Annotated in this window: 21 protein-coding genes and 7 tRNA genes; 7 read left to right on the top strand and 21 right to left on the bottom strand. The window is 67.0% G+C overall.

What is annotated here, in order from left to right; all coding sequences use genetic code 11:
* Positions 1-60 precede the first annotated feature (60 nt).
* The 8 genes from clpX to ACTQWE_RS01895 all read right to left on the bottom strand — a co-directional run bounded on the left by clpX (position 61) and on the right by ACTQWE_RS01895 (position 10,348).
* Positions 61-1,356, bottom strand: a complete 1,296-nt coding sequence (gene clpX / locus ACTQWE_RS01930; RefSeq protein WP_441855503.1) for an ATP-dependent Clp protease ATP-binding subunit ClpX — start codon at positions 1,354-1,356, stop codon at positions 61-63.
* Positions 1,357-1,388: 32 nt separating this feature from the next.
* A complete protein-coding gene (locus ACTQWE_RS01925; RefSeq protein WP_170103983.1) occupies positions 1,389-2,000 on the bottom strand; it encodes an ATP-dependent Clp protease proteolytic subunit in 612 nt (203 codons plus the stop codon).
* Positions 2,001-2,142: 142 nt separating this feature from the next.
* A complete protein-coding gene (tig, locus tag ACTQWE_RS01920) occupies positions 2,143-3,483 on the bottom strand; it encodes a trigger factor (RefSeq protein WP_441855505.1) in 1,341 nt (446 codons plus the stop codon).
* A 74-nt stretch (positions 3,484-3,557) separates the two neighbouring features.
* A tRNA-Leu gene (locus ACTQWE_RS01915) sits at positions 3,558-3,644 on the bottom strand.
* A 112-nt stretch (positions 3,645-3,756) separates the two neighbouring features.
* Positions 3,757-6,996, bottom strand: a complete 3,240-nt coding sequence (carB, locus tag ACTQWE_RS01910; protein ID WP_441855507.1) for a carbamoyl-phosphate synthase large subunit — start codon at positions 6,994-6,996, stop codon at positions 3,757-3,759.
* Complete coding sequence (gene carA, locus ACTQWE_RS01905; protein WP_441855509.1) at positions 6,996-8,264, bottom strand: glutamine-hydrolyzing carbamoyl-phosphate synthase small subunit; 1,269 nt, start codon at positions 8,262-8,264, stop codon at positions 6,996-6,998. Before carA ends, carB begins: the two co-directional genes overlap by 1 nt.
* 304 nt (positions 8,265-8,568) lie before the next feature.
* Positions 8,569-9,900 (bottom strand): NADP-specific glutamate dehydrogenase, encoded by a 1,332-nt coding sequence (gene gdhA / locus ACTQWE_RS01900; protein ID WP_441855511.1) that lies wholly within the window; start codon positions 9,898-9,900, stop codon positions 8,569-8,571.
* A 322-nt stretch (positions 9,901-10,222) separates the two neighbouring features.
* A complete protein-coding gene (locus ACTQWE_RS01895) occupies positions 10,223-10,348 on the bottom strand; it encodes a hypothetical protein (RefSeq protein WP_441855513.1) in 126 nt (41 codons plus the stop codon).
* 68 nt (positions 10,349-10,416) lie between these two features.
* Here ACTQWE_RS01895 and ACTQWE_RS01890 point away from each other — a divergent pair, with 68 nt between their 5' ends.
* The 4 genes from ACTQWE_RS01890 (at position 10,417) to ACTQWE_RS01875 (ending at position 11,989) form a co-directional block, all read left to right on the top strand.
* The gene (locus ACTQWE_RS01890; protein WP_441855515.1) at positions 10,417-10,620 is read left to right on the top strand and encodes a hypothetical protein; all 204 of its coding nucleotides are present in this window, start codon (positions 10,417-10,419) and stop codon (positions 10,618-10,620) included.
* A 104-nt stretch (positions 10,621-10,724) separates the two neighbouring features.
* Positions 10,725-10,801: transfer RNA gene (locus ACTQWE_RS01885), tRNA-Pro, on the top strand.
* A 3-nt stretch (positions 10,802-10,804) separates the two neighbouring features.
* Positions 10,805-10,880 (top strand) — tRNA-Gly (locus ACTQWE_RS01880).
* A 155-nt stretch (positions 10,881-11,035) separates the two neighbouring features.
* Positions 11,036-11,989: a diacylglycerol/lipid kinase family protein gene (locus ACTQWE_RS01875; protein ID WP_441921218.1), complete on the top strand. Its 954-nt coding sequence runs from the start codon at positions 11,036-11,038 to the stop codon at positions 11,987-11,989.
* A 141-nt stretch (positions 11,990-12,130) separates the two neighbouring features.
* Here ACTQWE_RS01875 and ptsP read toward each other — a convergent pair whose 3' ends face one another.
* Together ptsP and pfkB are read right to left on the bottom strand one after the other, a co-directional pair.
* Entirely contained in the window at positions 12,131-13,834 is a 1,704-nt protein-coding gene (gene ptsP / locus ACTQWE_RS01870) for a phosphoenolpyruvate--protein phosphotransferase (protein WP_170103970.1), read from the bottom strand.
* Between the two features lie 97 nt (positions 13,835-13,931).
* Positions 13,932-14,861 carry a 1-phosphofructokinase gene (gene pfkB / locus ACTQWE_RS01865; RefSeq protein ID WP_441855518.1) on the bottom strand — a complete coding sequence of 310 codons (930 nt, stop codon included), beginning with the start codon at positions 14,859-14,861 and terminating at the stop codon, positions 13,932-13,934.
* A gap of 293 nt (positions 14,862-15,154) precedes the next feature.
* On the opposite strand from pfkB, the gene ACTQWE_RS01860 reads away from it, so the two are divergent.
* Positions 15,155-15,231, top strand: a tRNA-Arg gene (locus ACTQWE_RS01860).
* Positions 15,232-15,327: 96 nt separating this feature from the next.
* On the opposite strand, the gene ACTQWE_RS01855 is transcribed toward ACTQWE_RS01860, so the two are convergent.
* Positions 15,328-16,020: an NUDIX domain-containing protein gene (locus tag ACTQWE_RS01855; protein WP_441855520.1), complete on the bottom strand. Its 693-nt coding sequence runs from the start codon at positions 16,018-16,020 to the stop codon at positions 15,328-15,330.
* A gap of 167 nt (positions 16,021-16,187) precedes the next feature.
* Here ACTQWE_RS01855 and ACTQWE_RS01850 point away from each other — a divergent pair, with 167 nt between their 5' ends.
* Entirely contained in the window at positions 16,188-17,783 is a 1,596-nt protein-coding gene (locus tag ACTQWE_RS01850; protein ID WP_441855521.1) for a DEAD/DEAH box helicase, read from the top strand.
* 434 nt (positions 17,784-18,217) lie between these two features.
* Here the strand turns inward: ACTQWE_RS01850 and ACTQWE_RS01845 are convergent, their stop codons facing one another.
* The 7 genes from ACTQWE_RS01845 to ACTQWE_RS01815 form a co-directional block, all read right to left on the bottom strand.
* Positions 18,218-18,643 carry a 6-pyruvoyl trahydropterin synthase family protein gene (locus ACTQWE_RS01845; protein WP_441855523.1) on the bottom strand — a complete coding sequence of 142 codons (426 nt, stop codon included), beginning with the start codon at positions 18,641-18,643 and terminating at the stop codon, positions 18,218-18,220.
* Between the two features lies 1 nt (position 18,644).
* Entirely contained in the window at positions 18,645-20,162 is a 1,518-nt protein-coding gene (locus ACTQWE_RS01840) for a bifunctional folylpolyglutamate synthase/dihydrofolate synthase (RefSeq protein ID WP_441855525.1), read from the bottom strand.
* 45 nt (positions 20,163-20,207) lie between these two features.
* Positions 20,208-20,861 carry a GTP cyclohydrolase I FolE gene (folE, locus tag ACTQWE_RS01835; protein WP_441855526.1) on the bottom strand — a complete coding sequence of 218 codons (654 nt, stop codon included), beginning with the start codon at positions 20,859-20,861 and terminating at the stop codon, positions 20,208-20,210.
* A complete protein-coding gene (locus ACTQWE_RS01830; RefSeq protein ID WP_441855528.1) occupies positions 20,862-21,716 on the bottom strand; it encodes a bifunctional 5,10-methylenetetrahydrofolate dehydrogenase/5,10-methenyltetrahydrofolate cyclohydrolase in 855 nt (284 codons plus the stop codon). It lies immediately after the preceding gene.
* A 2-nt stretch (positions 21,717-21,718) separates the two neighbouring features.
* Positions 21,719-22,363: a cyclodeaminase/cyclohydrolase family protein gene (locus ACTQWE_RS01825; RefSeq protein ID WP_441855530.1), complete on the bottom strand. Its 645-nt coding sequence runs from the start codon at positions 22,361-22,363 to the stop codon at positions 21,719-21,721.
* Between the two features lie 79 nt (positions 22,364-22,442).
* Entirely contained in the window at positions 22,443-24,110 is a 1,668-nt protein-coding gene (locus tag ACTQWE_RS01820; RefSeq protein ID WP_441855532.1) for a formate--tetrahydrofolate ligase, read from the bottom strand.
* Between the two features lie 183 nt (positions 24,111-24,293).
* A complete protein-coding gene (locus ACTQWE_RS01815; RefSeq protein ID WP_441855534.1) occupies positions 24,294-24,893 on the bottom strand; it encodes a 5-formyltetrahydrofolate cyclo-ligase in 600 nt (199 codons plus the stop codon).
* Between the two features lie 167 nt (positions 24,894-25,060).
* Here ACTQWE_RS01815 and ACTQWE_RS01810 point away from each other — a divergent pair, with 167 nt between their 5' ends.
* The gene (locus ACTQWE_RS01810) at positions 25,061-25,855 is read left to right on the top strand and encodes a 2,3-bisphosphoglycerate-dependent phosphoglycerate mutase (RefSeq protein ID WP_441855536.1); all 795 of its coding nucleotides are present in this window, start codon (positions 25,061-25,063) and stop codon (positions 25,853-25,855) included.
* Between the two features lie 56 nt (positions 25,856-25,911).
* Here ACTQWE_RS01810 and ACTQWE_RS01805 read toward each other — a convergent pair.
* The 3 genes from ACTQWE_RS01805 to ACTQWE_RS01795 all read right to left on the bottom strand — a co-directional run bounded on the left by ACTQWE_RS01805 (position 25,912) and on the right by ACTQWE_RS01795 (position 26,203).
* Positions 25,912-25,987, bottom strand: a tRNA-Lys gene (locus ACTQWE_RS01805).
* 37 nt (positions 25,988-26,024) lie between these two features.
* Positions 26,025-26,100: transfer RNA gene (locus ACTQWE_RS01800), tRNA-Lys, on the bottom strand.
* A 27-nt stretch (positions 26,101-26,127) separates the two neighbouring features.
* A tRNA-His gene (locus ACTQWE_RS01795) sits at positions 26,128-26,203 on the bottom strand.
* Between the last annotated feature and the right edge of the window lie 191 nt (positions 26,204-26,394).

The raw sequence follows: 26,394 nt of genomic DNA, 5'->3' as shown, positions 1-26,394 counted from the left end.
CCTCTTGTGAGCGCCTCGTGCCAGGCTCCTCGTCCTTCTCGCCCAAGCGCGCCTTGGAAGCTACGCCGAGTGCTTGCCGAAGCCGGAACCGGACTTGCGGACGATCTTTGGCGGCTGCTTGCCGCCGACGGACTCCGAGGTCACCACGACGTCCGTGATCTCGAGGTCGCTCGGGATGTCGAACATGGTCTCCTCGAGCGTCGCCTCGCAGATGGCGCGAAGGCCGCGGGCGCCGGTGTTCCTCGCGATCGCCTCGCGGGCGATCTCTCGCAGCGCGTCGTCCTGGAACTCGAGGTTCACGCCCTCGATCTCGAACATGCGCTTGTACTGCTTCACGATGGCGTTCTTCGGCTGCGTCAGAATCTCCACCAGGTCGTCCTCCGTCAGCTCCTTCGTGGAGGTGATGACGGGGATGCGGCCGATGAACTCGGGGATCATACCGAACTTGTGCAGGTCCTGGGGCATGACCTGGGCCATGAGCTCGTCGGAGTTCTCCTCGACCTTCTTGTTGAGCTCCGCGTTGAAGCCGATGCCCTTCTTGCCGATGCGGTCGGCCACGATCTTGTCCAGGCCGACGAAGGCGCCGCCGCAGATGAAGAGGATGTTCTTCGTGTTGATGTGGATGAGCTCCTGCTGGGGGTGCTTGCGGCCGCCCTGGGGCGGGACGCTCGCGTCCGTGCCCTCCAGGATCTTCAGGAGCGCCTGCTGCACGCCCTCGCCGGAGACGTCGCGCGTGATGGAGAGGTTCTCTGCCTTGCGCGCGATCTTGTCGATCTCGTCGATGTAGACGATGCCCACCTCGGCGCGCTCCACGTCGCCGTCGGCCGCGGTGATGAGCTTGAGCAGGATGTTCTCCACGTCCTCGCCCACGTATCCGGCCTCGGTCAGCGTCGTGGCGTCCGCGATCGCGAACGGCACCTCCAGGAAGCGCGCGAGCGTCTGGGCCAGGAGCGTCTTGCCCGTGCCCGTCGGGCCAAGCAGGAGGATGTTGCTCTTGGCGAGCTCCACCTCCTCGCCCGCGGAGTTGACCTCGTCGTCACCCATCTGGACGCGGCGGTAGTGGTTGTAGACCGCGACGCTCATGGCGCGCTTCGCGGCCTCCTGTCCCATAACGTACTGCGAGAGCTCCTCGTAGATCTCGTGCGGGGTGGGCAGGTTCTCGATGAGGTCGCTGCCCTTCTCCCCCTCCTCCACCACGTGCGCGTCGTCCTCGCTGATGATGTCGGAGCACTCCTTCACGCACTCGTCGCAGATGAAGACCCCGTTGGGCCCCTGGATGAGCTTGCGAACCTGGCTCCTGCTCTTGCCGCAGAACGAGCAGTGCATCTCGGGCATGTTCATGTCGTTGTTCGGCATCTGGTTCTCTTCCTAAGCTGCTCGCCTTGAGGCTACGCCTGCTCGTTGCGCGAGGCGATGACCTTGTCGACGAGACCGTACTCCTTTGCCTCCTGGGCGCGCATGTAGTTGTCGCGCTCGGTGTCCGCGTTGATCTTCTCCACGGACTGACCAGTATACTGCGCGAGGAGCTCGTTCATGTGCTCGCGGATGTATTTGGTCTCGTCGGCGACGATCTGGATGTCGGTCTGCTGTCCCTGGGCGCCGGAGCTCGGCTGGTGAATCATGATCATCGAGTTGGGAAGCGCGAGGCGCTTGCCCGGGGTTCCCGCGGCGAGAAGGACGGACGCCATGGAGGCGGCCATTCCCACGCAGATGGTCGAGACGTCCGGCTTGATGAAGTTCATGGTGTCGAGGATGCCGAGGCCCGCGTACACCTCGCCGCCGGGAGAGTCGATGTAGAGCGAGATGTCCTTGTCGGGATCCTGGCTCTCGAGGTGCAGCAGCTGTGCGATCACAAGGTTCGCGGAGTCGCGGGTGATCTCCTCACCCAAAAAGACGATGCGGTCGTTCAGCAGGCGCGAGTAGATGTCGTAGCTGCGCTCGCCACGCGGCGTCTGCTCCACCACGTACGGGATGAGGGGTGTGTTCATGGGGTTGTGCATGCGTTCTCCTTCTTGCCGGAACGTTGGGCCGGCCGTCAGAACATGGGACCTGTCCCATGCAATGCTACTACGATGGGTGCAAAAAGCGCTCCGAGGTACCTGTTACCCTCGGAGCGCTTCCCGTAGTCTAAGGTATCGAGAGTTACTCGGCGTCCTCGGAATCCGCACCCTCGGCCTTCGCGCGGGCCTCGGCGACCTCGTCCACGACGGTCACGGGAGCGTTCTCGACCATCCAGTCCACGGCCTTGGAGCGGCGGATGGACTCGCGGATGGCGGGCAGCTGGCCGCCCTTCTTGAACTCCTCGATGCGGGCATCGACGTCGTCGACGTTGGCCTTCTCGAACTCGGCGCGCACGTCCTCGTCGGTGGCCTCGAGGCCGAGCTTGTCGGCCAGGGCGTCGAGCGCCAGGGACTGGCGGGCGCGCTCCTCGGCCTGCTCGTGGAGGTCGTTCACGAAGTCCTGGCTCTTGATGTTGCGAGCCGCGAGGTACATGTCGAGGCTGATGCCCTGGCGCTGGAGCTGGCCGAGGACCTCCTGGCCGAGCTCGTTGAACACCTGGTTGAGATAGGCCTCGGGAACCTCCTCAAGGGTGAGGTGCTTGCCGATCTCCTCGACGACGCGGTCCTCCTTGAGGGAGGGAAGGCTGGACTTCTTGTCGTTCTCGATGTCCTCCTTCAGGGCGTCACGAAGCTCCGCGACGGTGTCGAAGCCGAAGTTCTTCTTCGCGAACTCGTCGTCGAGCTCGGGGGTGACGGACTTCTTGATGGCCTTCAGGGTGACGGAGACCTCGTAGTTGCGCTCGTTATCGCCCTGCTTCTCGGTCCAGGCGATGTCCTTCTGGTCGCCCTTCTTCATGCCGACGACGCCCGCCACGAACTCCTCGGGCAGGTAGGTGCTCGCGAGGTTCAGCTGGCGGTCGGTGCCGGCGAGGCCGGACTTCTGCTCGGCCTTGTCCTCGACGTCCAGGGAGACGACGTCGTCCTCGGTGGCCTCGCGGTCCTCCTCGACGTCCTCGTAGGTGTTGTGGTAGCTCATGAGCTGCTCGAGCTGCTGGTCGATCTCGGCCTCGGTGGCCTCCTCGGGAGGCATGTTGATGGCCGGCGCGTCATAGCTGTCCAGCTCGCAGGTGGGCGGCACGCTCACGGTCACGGTAGCGGTGAAGTCCTCGCGCTCCACGACGGCCAGGGGATCCTCGCCGTAGTCGGGGCTCTCGACGGGGACGATGTCAAGCTCCTCGAGCATCGCGGGCTGTGCGTCGTTCATGAGGTCCTCGGTCGCCTGGCCAAGAACCGCCTCGCGGCCGACGATGCCGTCGATGACGGGGCGCGGGGTGTGGCCCTTGCGGAAGCCCTGGAACTGGTACCTGTGAGAGATGTCCTTGTACGTGCGGGCGACGTACTTGTCGACCTCGGCGGCAGGGACGGTAATGGTGGCGACTACCTTGCCATTCTCGGGCTTCTCAGCGGTGACGGTGATGTTCAACGTTCCTCCAGTGTTCTCGTGCCAGGGAGCAGGGCCCACGTCTTGCCCCCTTGCGCAGTTACTCTGCTTTGCATTGGTGCGGGCGAAAGGATTTGAACCTTCACGAGATTTCTCCCACTGGAACCTAAATCCAGCGCGTCTACCAGTTCCGCCACGCCCGCATGATTCATGCACAGCCTATGCATGATAGCAAACGTTTCGCATTTTACCCCGCTGTCCGCAAATCTTTCCATGCGAGCTGCGCAAAAGGGCCCCTCGAGCGGGGGCCCTTGCCTAGCGCAGGTCCTGCAGCGCGTACACGTCCAGCTCTCGGTCCCTCACGGCCGCGAGCGACTGCACCAGCGCCACCGTCGCCGAGAGCGCCGTCACGCACGTGATGCCGCGGCTCACCGCCTCCTCGCGAATCCTGGACCCGTCGCCGCGCGAGTCGTGCCCGTGCGGCGTGTTGATGATGAACGAGATCCGTCCGGACCTCATCTCGTCGATGGCGTTCGGGTGCCCCTCGCTCAGGCGCCGGCACACCTCGCACTCTATGCCGGCGGCGCGCAGCGTCTTCGCCGTGCCCCGCGTCGCGAGGATGTCGTAGCCCAGGCCCCTCAAGGCAAGCGCCACGGGCGCGATGGCGCGCTTGTCGCGGTCGCATACGCTCACGAACACCGTGCCGCGCTCCGGCATCCTGTACTCGATGGCCTGGCGCGTCTTCGCGTACGCCTCGGGGAAGCTCCGCGCGATGCCCATGACCTCGCCCGTCGACCTCATCTCGGGGCCAAGCTCCACGTTCGCTCCCGGGAAGCGCGACCACGGCATCACGGCCTCCTTCACCGCGAAGTAGCCCACCTCCCTATCCTCCGGCGGCAGGCCGAGGTCGCGGATCTTCTCGCCCGCCATGACGCGGGCGGCGCAGCGGGCGAGGCTCACGCCGGACGCCTTGGACGAGAAGGGCACGGTCCTGCTGGCCCGTGGGTTGAGCTCGATCACGAACACCTGCTCGTCCTTGACGGCATACTGCACGTTGAGCGGCCCGACGATCCCGACGGCGAGCGCGAGCTGCCGCGTGATCTGCCGCACGCGCGCCACGATGGCGTCGGAGAGCGAGAAGCACGGGTAGCAGCACGCGGAGTCGCCGGAGTGGATGCCGCACTCCTCGATGTGCTCCAGCACGGAGCCCACGTAGCACTCGTCGCCGTCCGCGAGCGCGTCCACGTCCAGCTCGATGGCGTCCTCCAGGAAGGCATCCAGGTAGACGGGGTGGTCGGGCGACACGTGCGCCGCCACGGACATGTACGTGGACAGGTCGTCGTCGCTGTACACGATGGCCATGCCGCGCCCGCCCAGCACGTAGCTCGGCCGCACGAGCAGCGGGAACCCAAGGCTGCGGGCGACGCTCCTGGCCTCGTCCACGGTCTGGGCCGTGGAGCTGGGCGGGTAGGCCACGCCCAGCCTGTCGAGCAGCCGGCTGAAGCGGTCGCGGTCCTCAGCCAGGTCGATGGCGTCCGGCTGGGTACCCATGATGGGCACGCCCGCCGCCTTCAGCCTGTGGGCGAGGTTGATGGGCGTCTGCCCGCCAAGCGTCACGATCACGCCCTGCGGCCGCTCCACCTCCACCACGTTCATGACGTCCTCGAACGTGAGCGGCTCGAAGTACAGGCGGTCCGACGTGTCGTAGTCCGTCGAGACGGTCTCGGGGTTGCAGTTAACCATCACGGTCTCGAACCCGCGCTCGCGCAGCGCCGCGCTCGCGTGCACGCAGCAGTAGTCGAACTCGATGCCCTGACCAATGCGGTTGGGCCCGGCGGAAAGGATCATCACGCGCGGCCGCGCGCCCTCGGCGTGCTCGCCGGCGGGCACGGCGCCCAGCACGGGCGCGGCCTCGTACGTGAGGTAGTGGTAGTCCGTCCGCGCGGCAAACTCGCCCGCGCACGTGTCCACCGTCTTCACGACGGGACGCACGCCCTCCACCTCGCGCAGCGCGCGCACCACCTCGGCGCTGGTGCCTGTGAGCCACGCGATCTGCTCGTCGGAAAAGCCCATCTGCTTCGCGGCGAGCATCGTGGGCGCGTCGAGCCCAGCCAGCCCAAGCTCGCGTATGCGCCCGCCCGCGGCCACGATGTCGCGGACCCTTCCAAGGAACCACGCGTCGATGCCGCTCAGCGCGTGCACGCGCGCCACGTCCCAACCGCGGCGCAGCGCCTCGGCCACGTGGAAGATGCGCCTTGGCGTGGGGGTGGAAACACGCTCCTCCAGGTCCTTCTCGCCCAGCGCGGAAAGGTCGTCCACGCCGTCCATGCCCAGACCCCTGTGGCCCTGCTCCAGCGAGCGCAGCGCCTTCTGCAGCGCCTCCTCGAACGTGCGGCCGATCGCCATGACCTCGCCCACGCTCTTCATGCGCGTGGTGAGCGTCTCGCTCGTGCCCTTGAACTTCTCGAACGCGAAGCGCGGCACCTTCACCACGCAGTAGTCGATGGACGGCTCGAAGCACGCCGGCGTGGCGCGCGTGATGTCGTTCGTTATCTCGTCCAGCGTGTAGCCCACGGCGAGAAGGGCCGCGGCCTTGGCTATGGGGAACCCCGTCGCCTTCGAGGCAAGTGCCGAGCTCCTGCTCACGCGCGGGTTCATCTCGATCACGATCACGCGGCCGTCCGTGGGGTTCACGGCAAACTGCACGTTGGAGCCGCCGGTTGCCACGCCCACCTTCTCCAGGATCGCAAGCGAATAGTCGCGCAGGCGCTGCAGCTCCGCGTCGGAGAGCGTCTGGGCGGGGGCGACGGTGATGGAGTCTCCCGTGTGCACGCCCATGGGGTCCAGGTTCTCGATGGAGCAGATCACGATGCCGTTGCCCTGGGCGTCGCGCATCACCTCCATCTCGATCTCCTTCCAGCCCGCGATGGAGCGCTCCACCAGCACCTCGTGCTCCGGGCTGAGCGAGAGCCCCTGCCCGGCGATGAGCTCGAGCTCGCCCTCGTCGTGCGCGACGCCGCCGCCGGCGCCTCCCAGCGTGAAGCTCGGGCGTATGACGACGGGGTATCCCAGGCGCGCCGCAACGGCGCGGGCGTCGTCCAGGCTGTGCGCGAAGCCGGAGTCCGCAACCTCCAGCCCCAGCTCGCCCATGGCCTTCGCAAACAGCTCGCGGTCCTCGCCCACGCGGATGGAGTCCAGGTCGCAGCCTATGACCTCCACGCCGCACTCGTCCAGCACGCCGGACTCCCCCAGCGCGATCGCGCAGTTCAGCGCCGTCTGGCCGCCCATGTTGGGCAGGATGGCGTCCGGCCCCTCCTTGCGGATGACCCTGCCCACGGCCTCCGCCGTGAGCGGCTCCACGTACGTGCGGTCCGCGGTCTCGGGGTCCGTCATGATGGTCGCCGGGTTCGAGTTCACCAGCACCACCTCGTAGCCCGCCTCGTGCAGCGCGCGGCACGCCTGGGTACCGGAGTAGTCGAACTCGCAGGCCTGGCCGATCACGATGGGGCCGGAGCCAATTATCAGGATCTTGTGCAAGTCATCGCGCCTCGGCATCAGAAGCGCCTCCCCTCGCGCACGTCGATGTCAAGGCAGTCTGCGTCGCCTGCCATGAGCCGTGCGAACGACGTGAACAGGTACGCGGAGTCGTGCGGCCCCGGACACGCCTCCGGGTGGTACTGCACCGAGAACGCGGGCACGTCCAGGAACTGCACGCCCTCCGGCGTACCGTCGTTCAGGTTCACGTGCGTCAGCCTCACGCGGCCAAAGCGCTCGTTCATGACCACGGGCGCCACGTGGCGCTCGCTCCATGCGCGCAGGTCGCGCTCATGCTCCGCAAAGCCGCCGGACTCCTCCGGCACGATCTTGCCCAGCGACTCGAACACCAGCCCGTAGTTGTGGTTCTGGGCCGTTATCTCCACCCTGCCGGTCAGCAGGTTCATCACGGGCTCGTTGCCGCCATGGTGCCCAAACGGCAGTTTCTCGATCGTCGCACCCGCCGCAAGGGCCATCAGCTGGTTGCCCAGGCAGATGCCAAACACCGGCACCTTGCCCATCAGCTCGCGCGCCGCCTGCGCGGTCGCCCCAACCTGGGTGGGGTCGCCCGGCCCGTTCGAGAAGAACACGCCGTCCGGCGCCGAGCCGTCCTGCCCAAGCACAAGCACGCGCCTGGCCGGAGTGTCCCACGGCACCACGACCGTCTCGCACCCCACGGCCGCGAGCCCGTTCGCGATGCCGCGCTTCTCTCCACAGTCGTACGCCACCACGCGGAAGCGCCGCTCCCCCGCCGCGGGCACCACGTACTCCTGCTTGGTCGAAACGTCCGGCACATAGTTGTGGCTCGATATCCCGGGCGCCTGGCACACGCGCGCCACAAGGCTTTTGGGGTCCAGGTCCTCCGTCGATATCGCGGCGCGCATGGCGCCCGCCGAGCGAATGCGCAGCGTGAGCGCGCGCGTGTCCACTCCCTCGATCGCGACGACGCCGCCCTTGCGCAGCAGGTCCGGAAGGCTGCCCTCGCTCTGCCAGTTGCTGGGCTCGCGGCACATGTCGCGCACCACCAGGCCGGAAAGCGCAAGCCCGCCGGACTGCATGGCGGCGGCACTCACGCCGTAGTTGCCAACCTGTGGATACGTGAGCGTCACAATCTGTCCCGCGTAGCTGGGGTCGCTCACGATCTCCTGGTATCCCGCCATCGAGGTGTTGAACACGATCTCGCCAAAGGCCTCGCCGCCGGCACCGGCGCTTCGGCCCCTGTACACCGTGCCGTCCTCGAGCGCCAGAAGCGCCTGGGCCTGCCGTTCCCTGCTCACAAGTGGGTTCATGCAACCATCCTCTCTGTGCCGCGCGCCAAAAAGAGGGACCCCACCCCTTGGCGGAATCCCTAATCATCACCTTGACGCATGGTCATCCTTTACGGTATCTCCGTACCGACCTTAAAGGTTGTTTCGCATTATAGATGGTCTGATATGCGTTTTAGTATCTATTCGTGGTCCTGTTTATGATTCTGTTACAAAGCAGCCGAGAAAAGCGATGAGGCGGGACCGGACGCATGCCCGATCCCGCCTCTCTCATGTGCTCGCGTGCCCGGGTCGTCGAAGCCCCCGGGTCGCCATGGGTTGTCACGCTCTAGCAGATGCCCTGCGCCATCATCGCGTCCGCGACCTTGAGGAAGCCCGCGATGTTCGCGCCAAACACCAGGTCACCCTCGTGGCCGTACTCCTTGGCCGCACCGGACGCGGCTGCGTAGATGGAGTCCATGATGCCATGGAGCTTCTCGTCGACCTCGTCGAAGGTCCAGGAGAGGTGCTCGTGGTTCTGGGACATCTCGAGGCCGGACGTAGCGACGCCGCCGGCGTTCGCGGCCTTGCCGGGTGCGAAGAACACGCCGTTGGCCATCACGTACTCGGTAGCCTCGGTCGAGGTGGGCATGTTCGCGCCCTCGACGATGTACTTGCAGCCGCCCGCGACGAGCTTCTTCGCGTCATCGAGCTCGAGCTCGTTCTGCGTGGCGCACGGCATGGCGATGTCGCACTTCTCGCCCCAGGGGCGCTCTCCCTCGTGATAGGTGGCGCCGGCCTTGCGCTCCGCGTACTCCTTGATGCGGCCGCGCTCGACCTGCTTGATCTGGCACAGCAGGTCGAAGTCGATGCCCTCGGGGTCGTACACGTAGCCGTTGGAGTCAGAGCAGGTCACGACCTTGCCGCCAAGCTGCTCCGCCTTCTGGATCGCGTACTGCGCAACGTTGCCGGAGCCAGAGACCACGATGGTCTTGCCGTCGATGGAGTCGCCCTTCTCCTTCAGCATGTCCAGGAGGAAGTAGACGGCGCCGTAGCCGGTGGCCTCGGGACGCGCAAGGGAGCCGCCGTAAGAGAGGCCCTTGCCCGTGAGGACGGACTGCCAGGAGTTGGTGAGGCGCTTGTACTGGCCAAACATGTAGCCGATCTCGCGGCCGCCCGTGCCGATGTCACCGGCGGGGACGTCGGTGTCCGGGCCGATGTGCTTGACGAGCTCGGTCATGAAAGACTGGCAGAAGCGCATGACCTCGTTGTCGGACTTGCCCTTGGGATCGAAGTCCGAGCCGCCCTTTGCGCCGCCCATGGGAAGGGTGGTGAGGGAGTTCTTGAAGATCTGCTCGAAGCCCAGGAACTTGAGGATGGAGAGGTTGACGCTGGGGTGCAGGCGCAGGCCGCCCTTGTAGGGGCCGATCGCAGAGTTGAACTGGATGCGGTAGCCGCGGTTGACCTGGACCTTGCCAGAATCGTCGACCCAGGGCACGCGGAAGATCACGATGCGCTCGGGCTCGACCAGACGCTCGAGGAGACCGGCCTTCTCGTACTCGGGATGCCTGTCGAGGGCAGGCTGCAGGGTGGTCAGGACCTCCTTCGCGGCCTGGATAAACTCAGGCTGGTCAGAGTAGCGCTGTTCCAGATCGGCAATCACTCGCTCGGAATAGTTCATGTGCTAATCTCCTCTCCGTCTGCCAGGGGGCAGGCGACGCTTGCGAGACATCGTAACCGGTGCAAAATCAGGATAGTTATTTCACGGGTTCGAAATGGTTTCGCGCGGTTTTGCGTAACAGAATGTACATGCGAGCGCAATTGTGGCCTGCGTGATAGCGATTCGACAACGCCGCACCCCGGCAGCCAATGCGCCCCATGCACATGCCACATTGAAAGTTGCCTTCCAACGTAGTTGCAAGATGCATGGATTCGCAGGCGAGAAGGACCCGGCCTTGCCCCGCTCTTCACGGGGACGGCATGCGACTGCGGTAACGGGACACCTAGCCCCCGAGCGCGGAGCGCAGTATCTGCACGTGCTCCGCCGTGTGGCCGGCGGCCGCATCCCGCAGGAAGTGCGCATAACCGTTCTTGCGGCTCACGTGCTCGCGGAACTCGACATTTTTCACGTTGGCCTTATGGGTACCATAATCGATAAGATGGGCGTCGGACAGCTGGGGACCGAGGGGGCGACATCATGGATTTCTACGGCGTATGCATCCTGATTCTCGTGCTCTATGGCATCGGCCTTCTTATCGGACTGATTCAGGCTGCGGCAAACTCTCGCGCACGCGAACGTCAGAAGATGGCGCCAGAGGAGCGCGCCAAGGCGGAAAAGCATGACGAGGACTACTACCTCATGATGGCTACTCACGAGTACATGACGAATCATCATCACTAGTCATCACGACACGCAGACGTCCCCCACAATCCAACTAGTTGTGCCGATTGTTGGATCGACGGTTGCCCAAACCGTCGCAGTACCCTATACTTTCAGAGCGGCTCCGGGGTGTGGCGCAGTTTGGTAGCGCATCTGCTTTGGGAGCAGAGGGTCGCTGGTTCGAATCCAGTCACCCCGACCATATGCGGCGGTAGTTCAATTGGTAGAGCAGCAGCCTTCCAAGCTGCCTGTTGCGGGTTCGAGTCCCGTCCGCCGCTCCATTGCACATGAGGCCACGGGTTATCCCGTGGCCTTCTTTTTTTGTCCGGTCCCACCACCCACCGCGCAACGCGGCATCCTCGTCCCGCCCTCCCCTGCCAACGCATGCCAATGGCGCTAGATTGTTTACAGGGCGATGGATGGGAGTCAAACCAGCATGAACGAAAGCCTTGGCAGGACGCTCGTGATAGCGAACCCGGTGGCACACAGCGGCGACGGAGCCGCAGCCGCCGAGCGCGTAAAGAGGTTCTTCTCGTCCTACGCTAACGCAACCCATAGCTTCGTGCTTCGCCTTACCCAGGCGCCGGGAGACGGAATGCGGATGGCGCGGGAGTCCGCCGGCTTCGACACGGTCGTCGCGCTTGGCGGCGACGGCATCATCCACGAGGTCGCAAACGGCCTCATGTCCGTGGCGCCGCACGAGCGGCCGGCACTTGCCGTCGTCCCCGTCGGCTCGGGAAACGACTTCGCGCGTACCATCGGTGCCGCCACAAACGACCCAATCGCCGCCCTTGGGCAGATTCTGCGCGGGCGCAGGCGCGAGCTTGACCTTGGTCACGTCGCAAGCGACGCCGGCGAGTCCGCCTACTTCGTGCAGACGCTCTCGTTTGGGCTCGACGCCGCCATCGCCCTCGACACGACCGACCGCCGCGCCGCGCAGACGCACCAGAAGGGATCCGGGCTGTTCGCGACGTCAGGCATCAAGATCCTCTCCAAGGTCAGGGGCGAGGCGTCAGGCTATCCCTCGCGCGTCACCATGGACGGCGAGAAGGACGTCCACCTCAACTCGATCGTGTTTGCCGTGCAGAACGGTCCCACGTACGGCGGCGGCTTCAGGATCTGCCCGGACGCCGACCCGTACGACGGCAGCCTCGACCTTTGCCACAACGTGAGCGTGCCCGCGCTCCCCCATGTCCTCGCGCTGTTTGCCCTTGCGCGCACGGGCAGGCACGCGGGGTCGCGCGCCATCGCCACAAGGCGGGTCATGCACCTTCACATAGAGTTCCTGGAGCGCGAGCCGCCATGCCAGGCAGACGGCGAGCCGCTCCATGGGCGCACGTATGACGTAGAGGTTCGGCCGCGCTCGCTCACGCTCGTGGCGCCCACATGATAGACGGCTGGCAATAGTAGGCCATCAATCGCTTTCACCCGCATAGCCGCCCCCAGACCCCAAAAGCCCTGCATGCAAAAGGGGGACGCCCTTCCGGACGTCCCCCCCTTGTTTGCGTTAGAGGTTGCAGCCTCGCTCAGCCTACTTCTGGGCAGCCTGGAGCATGACCTTGACCTCGGTGGCGGTCTTCAGCTTCATGACCTTCTCGGTCAGGGCGTCGGCCTCCTCCTTCGTCCACTCGGAGATGATCTTGCGGGTGCGCAGGATCGACGGGGCGGACACGGAGAACTCGTTCAGGCCGAAGGACAGCAGCACCGGGATGAGCAGCGGGTCAGCCGCGGCCTCGCCGCACATGCCAACCATGATGCCCTTCTCGCGACCAGACTCGATAATCCTCTTCAGCGAGCGCAGGACGGCCGGCTGGTACACGGTGTACAGGTAAGAGACGCGGTCGTTGCCGCGGTCGGCGCACATGGTGTAGCCGATGAGGTCGTTCGTGCCGATGGAGAAGAAGTCGCACTCCTCCGCGAGGTCGTCGGCGATGAGCGACGCGGCCGGCGTCTCGATCATGGTGCCGACCTCGATGTCCTTGTTGTACGCGACGCCGCGCTCGTCCAGCTCCTTCTTGCACTCCTCGACGAGGGCCTTCGCCTGGCGCACCTCGTCCAGGGTGGTGACGAGCGGCAGCATGATCTTCACGTCACCAAACGCGGATGCGCGAAGCAGCGCGGTGAGCTGCACCTTGTACTGCTCGGGATTGTTCAGGCAGTAGCGGACGGCGCGGAAGCCCATGAAGGGGTTATCTTCCTTCTTCAGGTTGAGATACGGAATCTCCTTGTCGCCACCCACGTCGAGCGTACGGATGATGACCGGCTCGTCCTTCATGCGCAGGGCGACCTTCTGGTACGCGGCAAACTGCTCGTCCTCGGTCGGAAGCTCCTTCGCGTCCATGAACAGGAACTCGGAGCGGAACAGGCCAACGCCCTCCGCGTCGTGCTCCGCCGCCACGTTCGCGTCGTCCGGGTTGCCGATGTTCGCGACGAGAAGGACCTTCTCGCCGTCGCCGGTCACCGTCTCCTTGCCGCGATAGGCCTCGAGCGCGGCCTTCTCCTCGGCGTAGGACTTCGCCTTGGCACGATAGTTGTCCAGAACGTCGTCCTCGGGGTTGTTGATGACCTTGCCGAGGGTGCCGTCGACGATGACCATCTCGCCGGACTTGATGTTCTTCGTGGCGTCCGCGACGGAAAGGACTGCGGGGATCTCGAGCGCACGGGCAATGATGGCGGAGTGGGAGGTGCGGCCACCGGTCTCGGTGACGATGCCGGCGACGTTCTCCTTGTCGATGTCGGCGGTCATCGAGGGGGTGAGCTCCTTGACGACTACGATGGAGTTCTCCGGGAGGGACGACAGGTCGACGACCTGCTTGCCGAGGAGGTCGGCCAGAAGCCCGGTCTTGACGTCGGCGACGTCGGCCGCGCGCTCGCGGAACAGCTCGTCCTCCATGTTGGAGAACATGTTGAAGTACATGTCGTAGGCCTCGCTCACGGCCTGCTCGGCGCACATGCCGGAATCGATGGACCCGTTCACCATGTCCTTGATTCCCTCGTCCTCGGCGAACTCGATGTGCGCGCCCATGATGGCGGCAGCCTCCTCGCCGACGGACTGCTTCATGCGCTCGATCTGCTTGTTCGTCTGGTCGATGAACTTCGCGAGAGCCTCGTTGTAGCGGGCCTTCTCGGCCTCCGGATCCTCGGGCTTCGTCGGGGTGAAGGACAGGTCGGGTGCGACCGCAACCTGTGCGACACCAATGCCGTAGCCGTCAGAAGCATTTACGCCTTCGAACATCTAAACCTCCCATTTGCATTGCCAAGTATCCCATGCACCTATACGTCTGGCGGGAGCTCCCCCTTTGCCCCCGCCAGATAACATGGCTCTTCTCGCGCTACTTCCCCTGCTTCGCGATGATCTCGTTCAGGTTCTGGTAGACGCGGTCGATCGTCGCGCGCTTCGCGATGCCCTTGCTCGCCGCGGTCGCGGTGCCGCAGGCGGAAGCGAAGCGGAGCGCGGTCTCGTAGTCTGCGCCCTCCTGCACCTTGGCCACGAAGCCGGCGACCATGGAGTCGCCCGCGCCGGTCGCGTTGACCAGGCGGATCTTCGCAGTCGGGACGGTGTGGACCTCGCCCTTCTCGTCGTACAGGAGCGAGCCGTGGCCGCCGCAGGACACGATGACGTTGCGGGCGCCGCGCTCGTGCAGCTCCTTCGCGAAGGGTATGCACTCCTCCGGGGTCTCGGGACGCGCGTCGAAGATGCGCCCGACCTCGTGGTTGTTGGGCTTGATGAGGAACGGCTCGTCCTCCAGGGACTCGAGCAGCAGCTGGCCGGGCGCGTCGACGACGAAACGGATGCCGCGGCCCTTCAGCCTCTTCATGATGATGCTGTACATGTCCTCGGGCAGCGACTTCGGGATGGAGCCGGTCAGGACAAGCGTGTCGCCCTCGCCGATGTAGTCGATGCGCTCGAGCAGCTCGTCGACCTTCTTCTCGGAGATCTTGGGGCCCATGCCGTTCACCATCGTCATGACGATGCCGTTCAGCTTTACGTTGATGCGGGTGAAGCCCTTCTCCAGACGCACGAAGTTGGACGAGATGCCGTTCTTCTGGAGCGTCTTGACCAGGTAGTCGCCGGTGAACCCGGCCACGATGCCGAAGGCGACGTTGATTACCTTAAGCTCGTTGAGCAGAGTTGAAACATTGATACCATTTCCGCCACAGTACAGCTCCTCGCTCGAGGACCTGTTCGTAAAGCCCATGTCAAGCGTCAGCGGATGCATGACATAGTCAATAGCCGGGTTCAAAGTTACGGTGTAAATCAACGTAGGCTCCTTCCAGCACACAATTTGGCTACATTATGACTCAAACGACCTGCCCCGACATCGTGAAAAAAGCTAAAACCCTACATCGCATTCAACAATAGGCCAGAATCGTCGCGTTTTCGCCAACATCTCGCAAACAGCCGCGATGAATCGGAGAAGGGCATGTACACGGACTAGTGGTCAACTCGGCGGGCGCGACCCACATGTTGCGGCACGCGCCCGGCCATGCGCGCTCGCATCCGCAGCGATTGAGCCGGCCGCGCGCGCCCACTTCGTGCTACTATCGACTACGCGCTCCCTTAGCTCAGCTGGATAGAGCATCGGTCTTCTAAACCGCAGGTCAGGCGTTCGAATCGCCTAGGGAGCACCAGAACGCGACGGCAGGTCGGCGCAATTGGGCGTCCGACCTGCTTTTTTTGTTGCCTTCCGCATGCAGGGCGCCGCGACGCGAGCCATGCGCGACGCGCTATGCGAGCCCGCGCTCCACGGCGGCGAGCGCCCCGATGATCGTCTTCCCGTCCTGGATGAGGCCGGCGCGCGCCGCCGCGAGCACGTCCCTCACGGGAAGCCATGCCACGTCCACGAACTCGCCGCGGTCCGGCCGCGCCGTCCCGGCACAGAGCCCGTGCGCCAGAAAGACGCTCGTCGCCTCGTTCGTGAAGCCGATCGACCCCGCCGCCCGCGCGACGAACTCGAGCCGTTGCGCCACGAGGCCCGTCTCCTCCGCGAGCTCGCGCGCGGCGCAGTGCGCGGGGTCCTCTCCCGCGTCCAGCTTGCCCGCGGGAATCTCCAGGCTCATGCGCCCCATGGCCACGCGGTACTGCCGCACCAGGCACATCCTGCCGTCGCGCACGGCGCACACGCCTGCGCCCCCGTTGTGCCACACGACCTCGCGGTACCCCGTCGTGCCGTCGGGAAGCGCCACGTCAAGCGTCCGCACGCGAAAGATCTTGCCGTCCCACACGCGCGTCTCGCCCACGACGCGCTCCACCAGGCGCGCGTCATCACGCAGAAGCTCGCGGATGCGCTCGAGCCCGTCGGGCGATCCCGCCGTCTCGCGGCCGTACGCGCCCGCCGCCGCCTCGATCGCGGCGCCGGCACCCGTCTCGCGCCCGCGGGCGTCATCCGCCCGGCAGCACTCGTCCTTCTCGCCGTCCATGCAGGCTCCTCCCTTGTTCCGACGCCACTGGCACGTTGCTCAATGGTATCGCCTGACGGACGGCACGACGTGGGTTTATTTGGTAGATGCGCCGCCGACGGACTCGTGGGTGCCGTTTGCGGATACGATGCCAACGCATCATTTACAGATTTGATTGGAAGTGCATATTGGCAGACCGCCATCATCACAAGAAGGACCGCGCAGACGCGGCCACCGCTCGCGAGGCGCAGGAGGCGCCTGCGGGCGAGAAGGCCCCGGCATTTGACCGGCTGGGCCTGAGCCAGGAAGTGCTTGACGCCGTCGCCGAGATGGGCCACGTGCATCCGACGCCCGTACAGGCACAGGCCATCCCCCTCGTGCTCGCGGGCAGGGACGTGCTGGCCGCGGCGCAGACCGGCACCGGCAAGACGGAGGCGTTCCTGCTGCCCACGCTCAGCCGCCTGGGCCACGTCGGCGCCGGCGAGGGGCCGCTCATGCTGGTCATCACGCCCACGCGCGAGCTTGCCCAGCAGATTGACGGCGTCGCGCGCACCATCTGCGCGCACACGGGGCACCGCACCGTGACGCTGGTGGGCGGCGTCGCGTACGAGCCTCAGTACCAGGCGCTCGAGCGCGGCTGCGACGTGCTGGTGGCGACGCCGGGCCGCCTGCAGGACCTTCTGGATTCCGGCCACGCGAGCCTCGACCACGTGGGCGTGCTCGTTCTGGACGAGGCGGACCGCATGCTGGACATGGGCTTCTTGCCGGCCGTGAAGAAGATCGTGGCCCGCACGCCGTCCGAGCGGCAGACCCTGCTCTTCTCGGCAACGCTGGACGACGACGCCATCGCGAGCACGCGCTCGCTCGTGTGCGACCCCGCCCACGTGAAGATCGCGCGCAAGGGCACGCCGGCCCAGACGATCGAGCAGTTTGCGCTGGGAGTCTCGCCGGAGGCGAAGCACGCCGTGCTCGCGGAGGTGCTGCGCCGCGAGGGCGCCGAGCGCGTGATCGTGTTCACGCGCGGCAAGCACCGCGCGGACGCAATCTGCCGCAAGCTGCGCAAGGCGGGCTTCTTGTGCGCGCCCATCCACGGCAACCGCACGCAGCGCCAGCGCGAGAACGCGCTGCGGAGCTTCCGCGAGGGTGCGGTGGACGTGCTGGTGGCGACGGACGTCCTTGCGCGCGGCATCGACATCCCCGACGTACGCTACGTGGTGAACTTCGACGTGCCCGGAGACGCGGAGGACTACATCCACCGCATTGGGCGCACTGGCCGCGCCGGCGAGTCCGGCTGGGCGCTGACCTTCGTGACGGAGGACGACTACCTGGAGCTTCGCGACGCCGAGGCGCTCATGGGCAAGGTCGTGCCCGACTACCCCCGCGCTGTGGGCATCGACCTGGGGGCAGAGCCGCTGCGGCTTGACCCCGCGCGCGACCCGCGCGAGAAGCTCCCCGGCAAGAAGGCCCGCAAGAAGATGGCCGAGGAGCGCGCCGCCCGCCGCGAGGCACGACGCGCTGCCTGCGAGCAGGCGGCCGAGTCGCTCGGCGCGCAGGTCAAGGCCGCGAGGCCGAAGGGCACCAGGTCCAAGGGCGCCAGGCACGCGAAGGGCGACGCCGCCACGCAGCCGAAGGCCGCGAAGGCCGCGCGCACGCCCCGGAAGCCGAGGCGCCGGAACGCCCCGCGCGACGAGGCGATGCCCTATGGCTCCGGCGACAAGCCGAAGCGCTCTGCCGCGAAGAAGCTGAGCCGCCATCCCGGCGACCGCGGCGGCAGGCGCGGCTAGCGCGCGGCCGATAGCGCCAGGGTCCGCCAACTATCTGACAGGAGCATGACCTGTCAGATAGTTGGAATCCCGCGGACCTCACTACCTGACAGTTGTTCGATCTGTCAGGTAGTGAGGGATATACGGCCTCGGTCGCCTCGAAATCCACTAACTGACAGAAGCGCGACCTGTCAGTTAGTGGGGGCAGAAGGCTTACCACTTTCTGACAGAAGCGCGACCTGTCAGTTAGTGGGGACAGAAGGCTCACCACTATCTGACAGAAACGCGACCTGTCAGATAGCGATGCGCAAAGGGCCCCCAAAGGACCCCTGGAGCCCGAAAAGCCCACCACTTTCTGACAGGAGCTTGATCTGTCAGAAAGTGGTGGGCTTGTGCCATCGGAAACGCGCGTGGCCGCGGCCTCGCCCGCGCGAGCGGACCGGCCGGACCCGCGGCTACTCGTCCACCAGGTACGTGGCGCAGTTCAGCGGCGTCTCGTAGCAGTCCACCTGGCTCACGGGCAGCCCGCGGCCAACGAGGACCTCCGCGAAGTTGCGCGCGAGGTTCTCCGCCGTGGTGCGAAACGGCAGCATCTTGAGGGTGAAGCCCTCGCGCTGCAGGCACGCGACGGTCTCCGGCGCCAGCGAGCCCTCCTCCACCAGGAACATGTGGTCGAAGCGCGCAACCTCCTCGCGCACGATGCGCTTGAACTCGCCAAAGTCCAGCACCATGTCGCGTCCGGTCCCGTCCGTGCCAAGCGAGGCCTGCCTGATGTAGACCACCACGCGCCAGCGATGGCCGTGGAGGTTCTCGCATTTGCCGTGGTAGTCCGTCAGAAAGTGGGCGGCGTCGAAGCTCGCCTCCGTCTTCAGCTGGTACACGCTAGTCCCTCCCGTCGTCCGCGGCGTCGTCGAAAATCTGCACCCTTGGATGGTGGTCCGGCGCGGCGTGCGGCCGCACGGGGCCCGCCGCGTTCTGCACGCCCGGCCTGAGCAGCGCCGCGACCTCGCCGGCCGTCGTGATCGACCCGCACGCGACGTACGGCGTGCCCGAGAGCGCGTCCGTCGCCTCGCGCACGGACGAGAAGACCGCGTCCGGTCGCCTGCCGCACTCCTCGAAGACGCGGGCAAGGTCCCGGGCCGGAAGCGACCGGTCGGACGACGTCTGCGTCACGTATACGCGCGGGAACTCCAGCGCGAGCAGGCCCACGATGCCCCTCACGTCCTTGTCCGCGAGCACGGCGCACAGAAGCGCCGGGCGCGTGGCCACGTTGGGGTCCACGCCGCGGACGGCCGTCAGGAACGTCTGGACGCTCTGGGGGTTGTGGCATGCGTCGATGAGCACGGGCGGGTCCGGCACCACCAGGTCGAAGCGACCGGGCGTCGGGCACGTGACGAGGGACTGGAACAGCGCCTCGGCGTCCAGCGGCCGCCCGAGGAACTGCTGTGCCAGCGTGACGGCGCACGCGAGATTCGCCGCCTGGTACGCGGGCTTCAGCACGGACAGCTCGCGGTACGCGCGGCCGTCCACGCCCGGCGTCCTCACGTCCACCACAAGCGGCGCGCCTATGCGGTCCGGGCGCCGCGTTATGCAATACGTCGCGTGAGGCAGCCCCTCGTGCGCGCGTGGCACGCCGGGATGCATCTCGCCCGCGGCGTCCGCAGGGTCGATCGGTCTCAGCAGCGTCGGCGTGACGCCCTGCTCCGCGCAGCGGGCGAGAAACACGTCCTCCACGCTGTCCGGCGTCGCCGTGCCCACGCCCAGCACGCAGCTGCGGCCCCGCTTGATGATGGCGGCCTTCTCGCCCGCGATCTTCTCGAGCGTGTCGCCCAGGATGCGCATGTGGTCCAGGCCGATGCCCGTGACGGCGACGGAGCGGATGTTGTGCGCGGCGCTCGTGGCGTCCCAGCGGCCGCCCATGCCGCACTCCAGCACGCACGCGTCCACGCCGGCCTCGGCGAAGACCACCATGGCCGCAACGGTCAGCACGTCGAACTCCGTGATGTCGTACGGGCGCTCGCCCGCGGCCTCGCGGCGCGCGTTCACGCGCTCGCCGGCGGCCACGGCGGCCGCGACGCCGCGCGCGAAGCGCTCCTCGCTCACGGGATGTCCCGCCACCTCCATGCGCTCCGTCATGCTCACGAGCTCCGGGGAGGTGTACAGCGCCACGCGAAGCCCCTCTCCCCCAAGGATCGCTGCCGTGAAGCGCGCGGTCGAGGTCTTGCCGTTCGTGCCCGCTATCTGCACGCTCTGGAAGCGCTCGTCGGGGTTGCCAAGCTCTGCGAGCATGTCCTCCACGCTCTCGAGCATGGGCTGGATGCCAAAGCGCTTCGTGGCGGCGAGGCGCGCCATCGCGTCCGCGTAGCCAAGGGAAGGTATCTGGAAGGGAACCTGGTACATTATGGAATGCGCTCCTTCTTGCGCGGGCGCGCGCAGGCCGCGGGGCTAGCCCCTCAGCAGCCTGAGCGCCTCCTCGCGCGTCTTGCTGTCTGCCTTGAACACGCCGCGCACGGCGCTCGTGACGGTGGACGAGCCTGCGGCGCGCACGCCGCGCATGGTCATGCACGTGTGCTCCGCCCGCATGACCACCATGACGCCCAGCGGGTCGAGCTCGCGCATGAGCGCGTCCGCCACCTGCGAGGTCAGGCGCTCCTGCACCTGCAGGCGGTGCCCGTAGCCCACGACGCAGCGCGCGATCTTGGAAAGCCCCGTGATCCGCCCCTTGCGCGGGATGTAGCACACGCTGGCCGTCCCCTCGAACGGCAGGATGTGGTGCTCGCACATGGAAGAGAACGGGATGTCGCGCACGACGACCATCTCTTGGTTCTGGTCCTCCTGGAACTGCCGGCGCAGGTGGGCGGCGGGGTCCTCCTGCATTCCGCCAAAGAGCTCCTCCGCGGCGCGTGCCACGCGCTCCGGCGTGCCCCTGAGGCCCTCGCGGTCCGGGTCCTCGCCGATCGCGAGCAGGAACTCGCGCACGGCGGCCTCCGCCCGCGGCTTGTCTATGGGCGCGAACCCCTGGTCGTTCAGCGGGCGGCCGTAGCGGTCCTTCTCGCCCGTGGGCCGCGCCGCGCGAAACGATGTCGTCTCTGGCACCATCTATCCAACCGTCCTTTCCGCGGCCTCCACCACGTGCTTCGCGAGGCAGGCCGTCGTGACCGACCCCACGCCGCCGGGCACGGGCGTGATCGCGCCCACGATGGGCTCGACCGCGTCGAAGTCCACGTCGCCCACAAGGCGCTGCGCGCCCTCGTCCCAGTTGATGCCCACGTCCACCACGACCTGGCCTGGGCGCGCGCAGCGTGCGCCAAACGTGCCCGCGCGGCCGGCGGCCACCACCACGACGTCCGCGGCGGCGCACTTCGCCGCAAGGTCGCGCGTGTGCGTGTGGCACATGGTCACGGTGGCGTTTGCCGCCTGGAGCAGCATGGACACCGGCCGCCCGATCACGAGCGAGCGCCCCACCACCACGACGTCCGCGCCGTCGAGCGTCACGCCGTGGTGGCGCAGCAGCTGCAGCACGGCCTCCGCGGTGCACGGCGGAAACCCGACGGGCTCCCCCGCGAACACGCCCGCGAGCGACCCCGCGGTGACGCCGTCCACGTCCTTGGCCACGTCGAGCGCCGCGCACGCCGCGCGCTCGTCCAGCGCGGCCGGCAGCGGGCGGAACATGAGGCACCCGTGCACGGACGGGTCCGCGTTGACGTCGCGTATGGCGCGCTCCAGCTCCGCCTGCGTGCAGTCCGCCGGCAGCGTGACGCGCCGGGCGACGATCCCCACCTTCTCGCAGCGCCTCAGCGCGGCGCGCTCGTACGAGAGGTCGTCCGGGCGCTCCCCCACGCGCAGCATCGCAAGCCCGGGCGTGACGCCGCAGGCGAGAAGGGCCGCCACGCGCGCCCCAAGCTCCTCCGTGAGGGCGCGGGCGACGGGCGCCCCCTTCAGCAACTCCGCCAAGACTATCCCCTTCCCCTCACGCGGTCCGTCACGGAGCGCGCAAGCGCCTGAGCCCGGGGCACGTACGCCGCGAGCATGCCGTCGCAGCGAGCCTCCAGCTCCTTCGCGCCCGCGCGGTCCTCCAGCGCCGCCGCGTTCACGAACACGTTCAGGCTCGCGGCCTCCAGCGCGGCGCGGGCAAGGTGCGCGCCCGTCCCGACGTCTGCCACGAGCAGGGCCGAGCCCTTCTCGCCCATCTCCTCCAGAAGCTCGATGGCGCGGCACGCCTGTCCCATCACCGCGAGCGGCGCCTCGCACGCGAGCCGCGTCGCGTCCTGTATGGCCTGCGGGCGCGCGGGGTCGCCCTTAGGCAGCGCGTACGCGCGCGAAAGCGGCAGGAAGCCGCGGGCGTCCTCGTCAACGAGCTCTACCAGGCGCCGGCGCACCTCCCCCGCCTGCTCCACCATGCGCCGCACGTCCGCCTCGACGGCGGCGTAGCGGCGCTTGCCCAGCGTGAACGCGCCGGCCATTGAGCACAGCGCGGCGGCCAGCGCGCCCGCGTACGCCGCGGCGCCGCCGCCCCCGGGAACGGGGCTCCTTCCGGCAAGCTCCTCCGCAAAGCGGGCGCAGCTCTTGTCTGCGAGCCTCTCTTCGGACCTCTCTTGCACGATATGCACACTCCCATGAGGGGGTGCCCCATCGGGCACCCCGCAGGTCAGATTGGTTGTACGGACGAGAAGGACGCGGCTAGAACAGGCCGACGATCTTTCCGTCGGGCGTGACGTCGATCTTCTCGGCGGCCGGCACCTTCGGGAGGCCCGGCATGGTCATGATGTCGCCCGTGAGCGCGACGATGAAGCCCGCGCCCGCGGAGACCTTCAGGTTGCGCACCGTGATGCGGAAGCCCTCGGGCGCGCCGAGCCGCTTGGGGTCGTCCGTGAAGGAGTACTGGGTCTTCGCGACGCAGATGGGCAGGTCGCCAAAGCCCTGCTCCTCGAGCTGGGCCATCTGGCGCGCCGCCTTCGGCGTGAAGTCCACGCCGTCCGCGTGGTAGACCTTCGTCGCGATGGCCTCGACCTTGTTCTTTATGCTGTCGTTGGCGTCATAGGCGAAGCGGAAGTCGTTCGGCTGGTCGCACAGGCGGATGACCTCGTTCGCGAGGGCCTCGCCGCCCTCGCCGCCCTTTGCCCAGACCTCGGACAGCGCCACGTTCACGCCGAGCTTGCCGCACTCCCTGGCCACGAGGTCGAGCTCGGCCTTGGTGTCCGTGGGGAACGCGTTGACGGCGACGACGACGGGCAGGCCCCAGACGTCCCTGATGTTCGAGACGTGGCGCAGCAGGTTGGGAAGGCCGGCGCGCACGGCGTCGAGGTTCTCCTCCGTGAACTCCGCCTTCGGCACGCCGCCGTTGTACTTGAGGGCGCGCACCGTCGCCACGAGCACGACGGCGTCGGGGTGGAGGTTCGCGTAGCGGCTCTTGATGTCCAGGAACTTCTCGGCACCAAGGTCCGCGCCGAAGCCGGCCTCCGTGACGACGTAGTCCGCGAGCTTAAGCGCCGTCGTCGTGGCCTCGACGGAGTTGCAGCCGTGCGCGATGTTCGCGAACGGGCCGCCGTGCACGAACGCGGGGTTGTTCTCGAGCGTCTGGACGAGGTTGGGCTTGATGGCGTCCTTCAGGAGCGCCGTCATGGCGCCCTCCGCGTGGATGTCGTGGACCGTGACCGGCTTGCGGTCGTACGTGTACGCGATGACCATGCGGCCGAGGCGCGCCTTGAGGTCCATGAGGTCCGTCGCGAGGCAGAACACGGCCATGACCTCGGACGCGACGGTGATGTCGAAGCCGTCCTCGCGCGGCATGCCGTTCGCGACGCCGCCCAGTCCGTCCACGACGTTTCGAAGCTGGCGGTCGTTCATGTCGACGCAGCGCTTCCACACGATGCGGCGCGGGTCGATGCCGAGGGAGTTGCCCTGCTTGATGTGGTTGTCCAGCATGGCGGCGCACAGGTTGTTCGCGGCGCCGATGGCGTGGAAGTCGCCCGTAAAGTGCAGGTTGATGTCCTCCATGGGGACGACCTGCGCGTAGCCGCCGCCGGCAGCGCCGCCCTTGATGCCGAAGACCGGGCCGAGGGAGGGCTCGCGCAGGCACAGCATCGAGTTCTTGCCGAGCCTGCACAGGGCGTCCTGCAGGCCGACGGACGTGGTGGTCTTGCCCTCGCCCGCAGGCGTGGGGTTGATGGCCGTCACGAGGATGAGCTTGCCCTTCATGGGCTTGTCCCTGAAGGCGTGGATGTCCACCTTCGCCTTGTAGTTTCCGTAGAGCTCGAGCTGCTCCGGACCGAGGCCGGCCTTCTTGGCCACCTCGGTGATGGGGAGCATCGTTGCCTCCTGCGCGATCTCAATGTCTGACTTTGCCATCCTCGGCGCTTCCTTTCGCTTCTTGGAGCGGTCGAGCTCCAACGGTTACCGGGTCTCACGGGACGAACTGACCGTTACCCCATTGTGCGCGTTCCAGGGGACATTTTTGCCGAGGATCGAGCGGCTGATATCGAATAGTCGCAATTCGGGCGGCCGAGAAGAGCCGCGCCCTTCGCCGTTTCCCTAGCGGGACGGTCGAATGACGCGACCCTCCGTCACCACGACATCGACCGGGACGTCGTGCCCGTCGAGCGCGAGGGCGCCCACCGCGCTCATCTGCGGCTCGCGGCAGAGCCCGACGGAGACGCCCGTAAAGTCCGCGAGGAAGACGTCGTAGAAGCCGCCGCCGTAGCCCATGCGATAGCCGCGCTCGTCGAACGAGAGCCCCGGCACGATCGCAAGCGCGCGGCGCGACGCCTTTGGGTCCGCCTCGAGCGCCGGGTCGGGCACGGGCTCCTCCACGCCAAACGAGCTCCTCACGAGACCGTCGAGCGAGGACACGCGAAACCAGCGCATGCGACGCGTGCCGGTGACGCACCACGGAAGCGCGACGGACTTGCCCCGCGCCCAGGCGTCGCGCACGAGCGCGCGGGTGTCGACCTCGTCGCCCACGGACAGGTACGTGAGGACGATGTCTGCGGCCAGATACTCCGGAAGCAGCGTGACGCGCCCCGCTATGGCGGCGTCCCTTCTCGCCCGGCCGTCCTTGCCGAGGGCGCTCCTGACCTCCTTGTAGTGGCGGCGCAGCTCGCGCTTGCGCCCGCGCGTCCCATCGCCGTCCATGCGGAGCCCCCTTCCCGGCGCGGCCCGTTGCGCCGCGCCCTTCGTGCCCGTCGCGCCCGTCGTGCGCGTTGGGTGAAATCTGGGGCGCCGCGCCCGTGCGGCGCCGCGCCCGCCTTACCCTCGCCCTAGGGTAGCGCAGGCAGGGCGATCGATGCGAGGAGGCTGCCATGGCGACGGCGACGCTGGTGATCATGCGCCACGGCGAGAGCGCGTGGACGGACAAGCGGGTGAACCGCTTCGCGGGTTGGGTGGACGTTCCGCTGACGGAGCGCGGGCGCGTCCAGGCGGCGGAGGCGGGCAGGCTCATGCGCGAGGCCGGCATCCAGCCGGACGCAGTGTTCACGTCGCTTCTGGAGCGCTCCATCGTGAGCGCGGACATCGCGCTGCACGAGGTGGGCCGCCTGTGGGTGCCCGTCATCCGCAGCTGGCGCCTGAACGAGCGCCACTACGGCGCGTTCCAGGGGCAGACGCGTCCCGACATGCGCAAGGCGTACGGCGAGGAGCTGTTTAACGCGTACCGGCGCAGCTTCGACGTGAGGCCGCCCAAGATCGACCCCGCCTCCCCGTACTTCCAGGCAGACGACCCGCGCTACGGCACGCTTTCGCAGGACGGGCTCGACGCGACGGACCCGCGGCAGATTCGCAGCGAGTGCCTGAGGGACGTGATCGCGCGGCTGGAGCCGTTCTGGGGCGCCTACGTGACGCCGCCCCTGCTGCTGGGGCAGACGGTGCTCGTGGTGACGCACGGCTCCGTGGTGCGCTCGCTCATAAAGGTTATAGAGGGCGTGTCCGCGGACGAGATCCGCAAGGTGAACGTCCCGACGGGCCAGCCCCGCGTGTACGAGTTCGAGACCGGCGGCATGGGAGGGCTTCGCCTGGCCTGCCCCGGGCGCTGGCTGGACCCGGACGCCGCGAGCCGCGGCGCGGCGGAGGCGCTTGCGTTGGGCTCGAGCCCGGCATAGCGCGCGTCCCGAGCACAAAAAAGCCCGACGCGGATGCGCCGGGCTTGCGTTTGCGATGGTGGGTCGTGAGGGGGTCGAACCCTCGACCTTGGGATTAAGAGTCCCCTGCTCTACCAACTGAGCTAACGACCCATCTATGTGTGCTGGCGTGTGCCAGAGAAGAGGTCAATGGTGGGTCGTGAGGGGGTCGAACCCTCGACCTTGGGATTAAGAGTCCCCTGCTCTACCAACTGAGCTAACGACCCATTGACGTCCCTGAGCTGCGCTTGGAATGGGGTGGGTAGAGGGGCTCGAACCCTCGACCTACGGAGCCACGGTCCGTCGCTCTGCCAACTGAGCTACACCCACCATCAGGTCCCGCTCGCAACGCGCTTTGTAATAATGCCTAAACTGCGCGGTCCGCGCAAGGGTGAATTTGGAAAATTCTTTATCCCGTACCCGGTTTGCCGCAAACGCGCACGTAGATGGCTCAGGATGTCCTTCACAAAATGGAGACAAGGTGGAGAAGGTCCCGTGCCTTCGCCCGCGGCGGCCCCATG

It is taken from the genome of Parafannyhessea sp. LCP19S3_B1 (assembly GCF_052121955.1).
Lineage (GTDB): Bacteria > Actinomycetota > Coriobacteriia > Coriobacteriales > Atopobiaceae > Parafannyhessea.
Note: the sequence above shows the minus strand (reverse complement) of the source record. Positions and strands in the feature narration are given on the sequence as shown.

What these genes read in the sequence shown, in the direction of transcription:
- clpX (WP_441855503.1), bottom strand. Translation starts at nt 1,356, where the DNA reads ATGCCGAACAACGACATGAACATGCCCGAGATGCACTGCTCGTTCTGC.
- ACTQWE_RS01925 (WP_170103983.1), bottom strand. Translation starts at nt 2,000, where the DNA reads ATGCACAACCCCATGAACACACCCCTCATCCCGTACGTGGTGGAGCAG.
- carB (WP_441855507.1), bottom strand. Translation starts at nt 6,996, where the DNA reads ATGCCGAGGCGCGATGACTTGCACAAGATCCTGATAATTGGCTCCGGC.
- carA (WP_441855509.1), bottom strand. Translation starts at nt 8,264, where the DNA reads ATGAACCCACTTGTGAGCAGGGAACGGCAGGCCCAGGCGCTTCTGGCG.
- gdhA (WP_441855511.1), bottom strand. Translation starts at nt 9,900, where the DNA reads ATGAACTATTCCGAGCGAGTGATTGCCGATCTGGAACAGCGCTACTCT.
- ACTQWE_RS01890 (WP_441855515.1), top strand. Translation starts at nt 10,417, where the DNA reads ATGGATTTCTACGGCGTATGCATCCTGATTCTCGTGCTCTATGGCATC.
- ACTQWE_RS01875 (WP_441921218.1), top strand. Translation starts at nt 11,036, where the DNA reads ATGAACGAAAGCCTTGGCAGGACGCTCGTGATAGCGAACCCGGTGGCA.
- ptsP (WP_170103970.1), bottom strand. Translation starts at nt 13,834, where the DNA reads ATGTTCGAAGGCGTAAATGCTTCTGACGGCTACGGCATTGGTGTCGCA.
- ACTQWE_RS01855 (WP_441855520.1), bottom strand. Translation starts at nt 16,020, where the DNA reads ATGGACGGCGAGAAGGACGAGTGCTGCCGGGCGGATGACGCCCGCGGG.
- ACTQWE_RS01840 (WP_441855525.1), bottom strand. Translation starts at nt 20,162, where the DNA reads ATGTACCAGGTTCCCTTCCAGATACCTTCCCTTGGCTACGCGGACGCG.
- folE (WP_441855526.1), bottom strand. Translation starts at nt 20,861, where the DNA reads ATGGTGCCAGAGACGACATCGTTTCGCGCGGCGCGGCCCACGGGCGAG.
- ACTQWE_RS01820 (WP_441855532.1), bottom strand. Translation starts at nt 24,110, where the DNA reads ATGGCAAAGTCAGACATTGAGATCGCGCAGGAGGCAACGATGCTCCCC.
- ACTQWE_RS01815 (WP_441855534.1), bottom strand. Translation starts at nt 24,893, where the DNA reads ATGGACGGCGATGGGACGCGCGGGCGCAAGCGCGAGCTGCGCCGCCAC.
- ACTQWE_RS01810 (WP_441855536.1), top strand. Translation starts at nt 25,061, where the DNA reads ATGGCGACGGCGACGCTGGTGATCATGCGCCACGGCGAGAGCGCGTGG.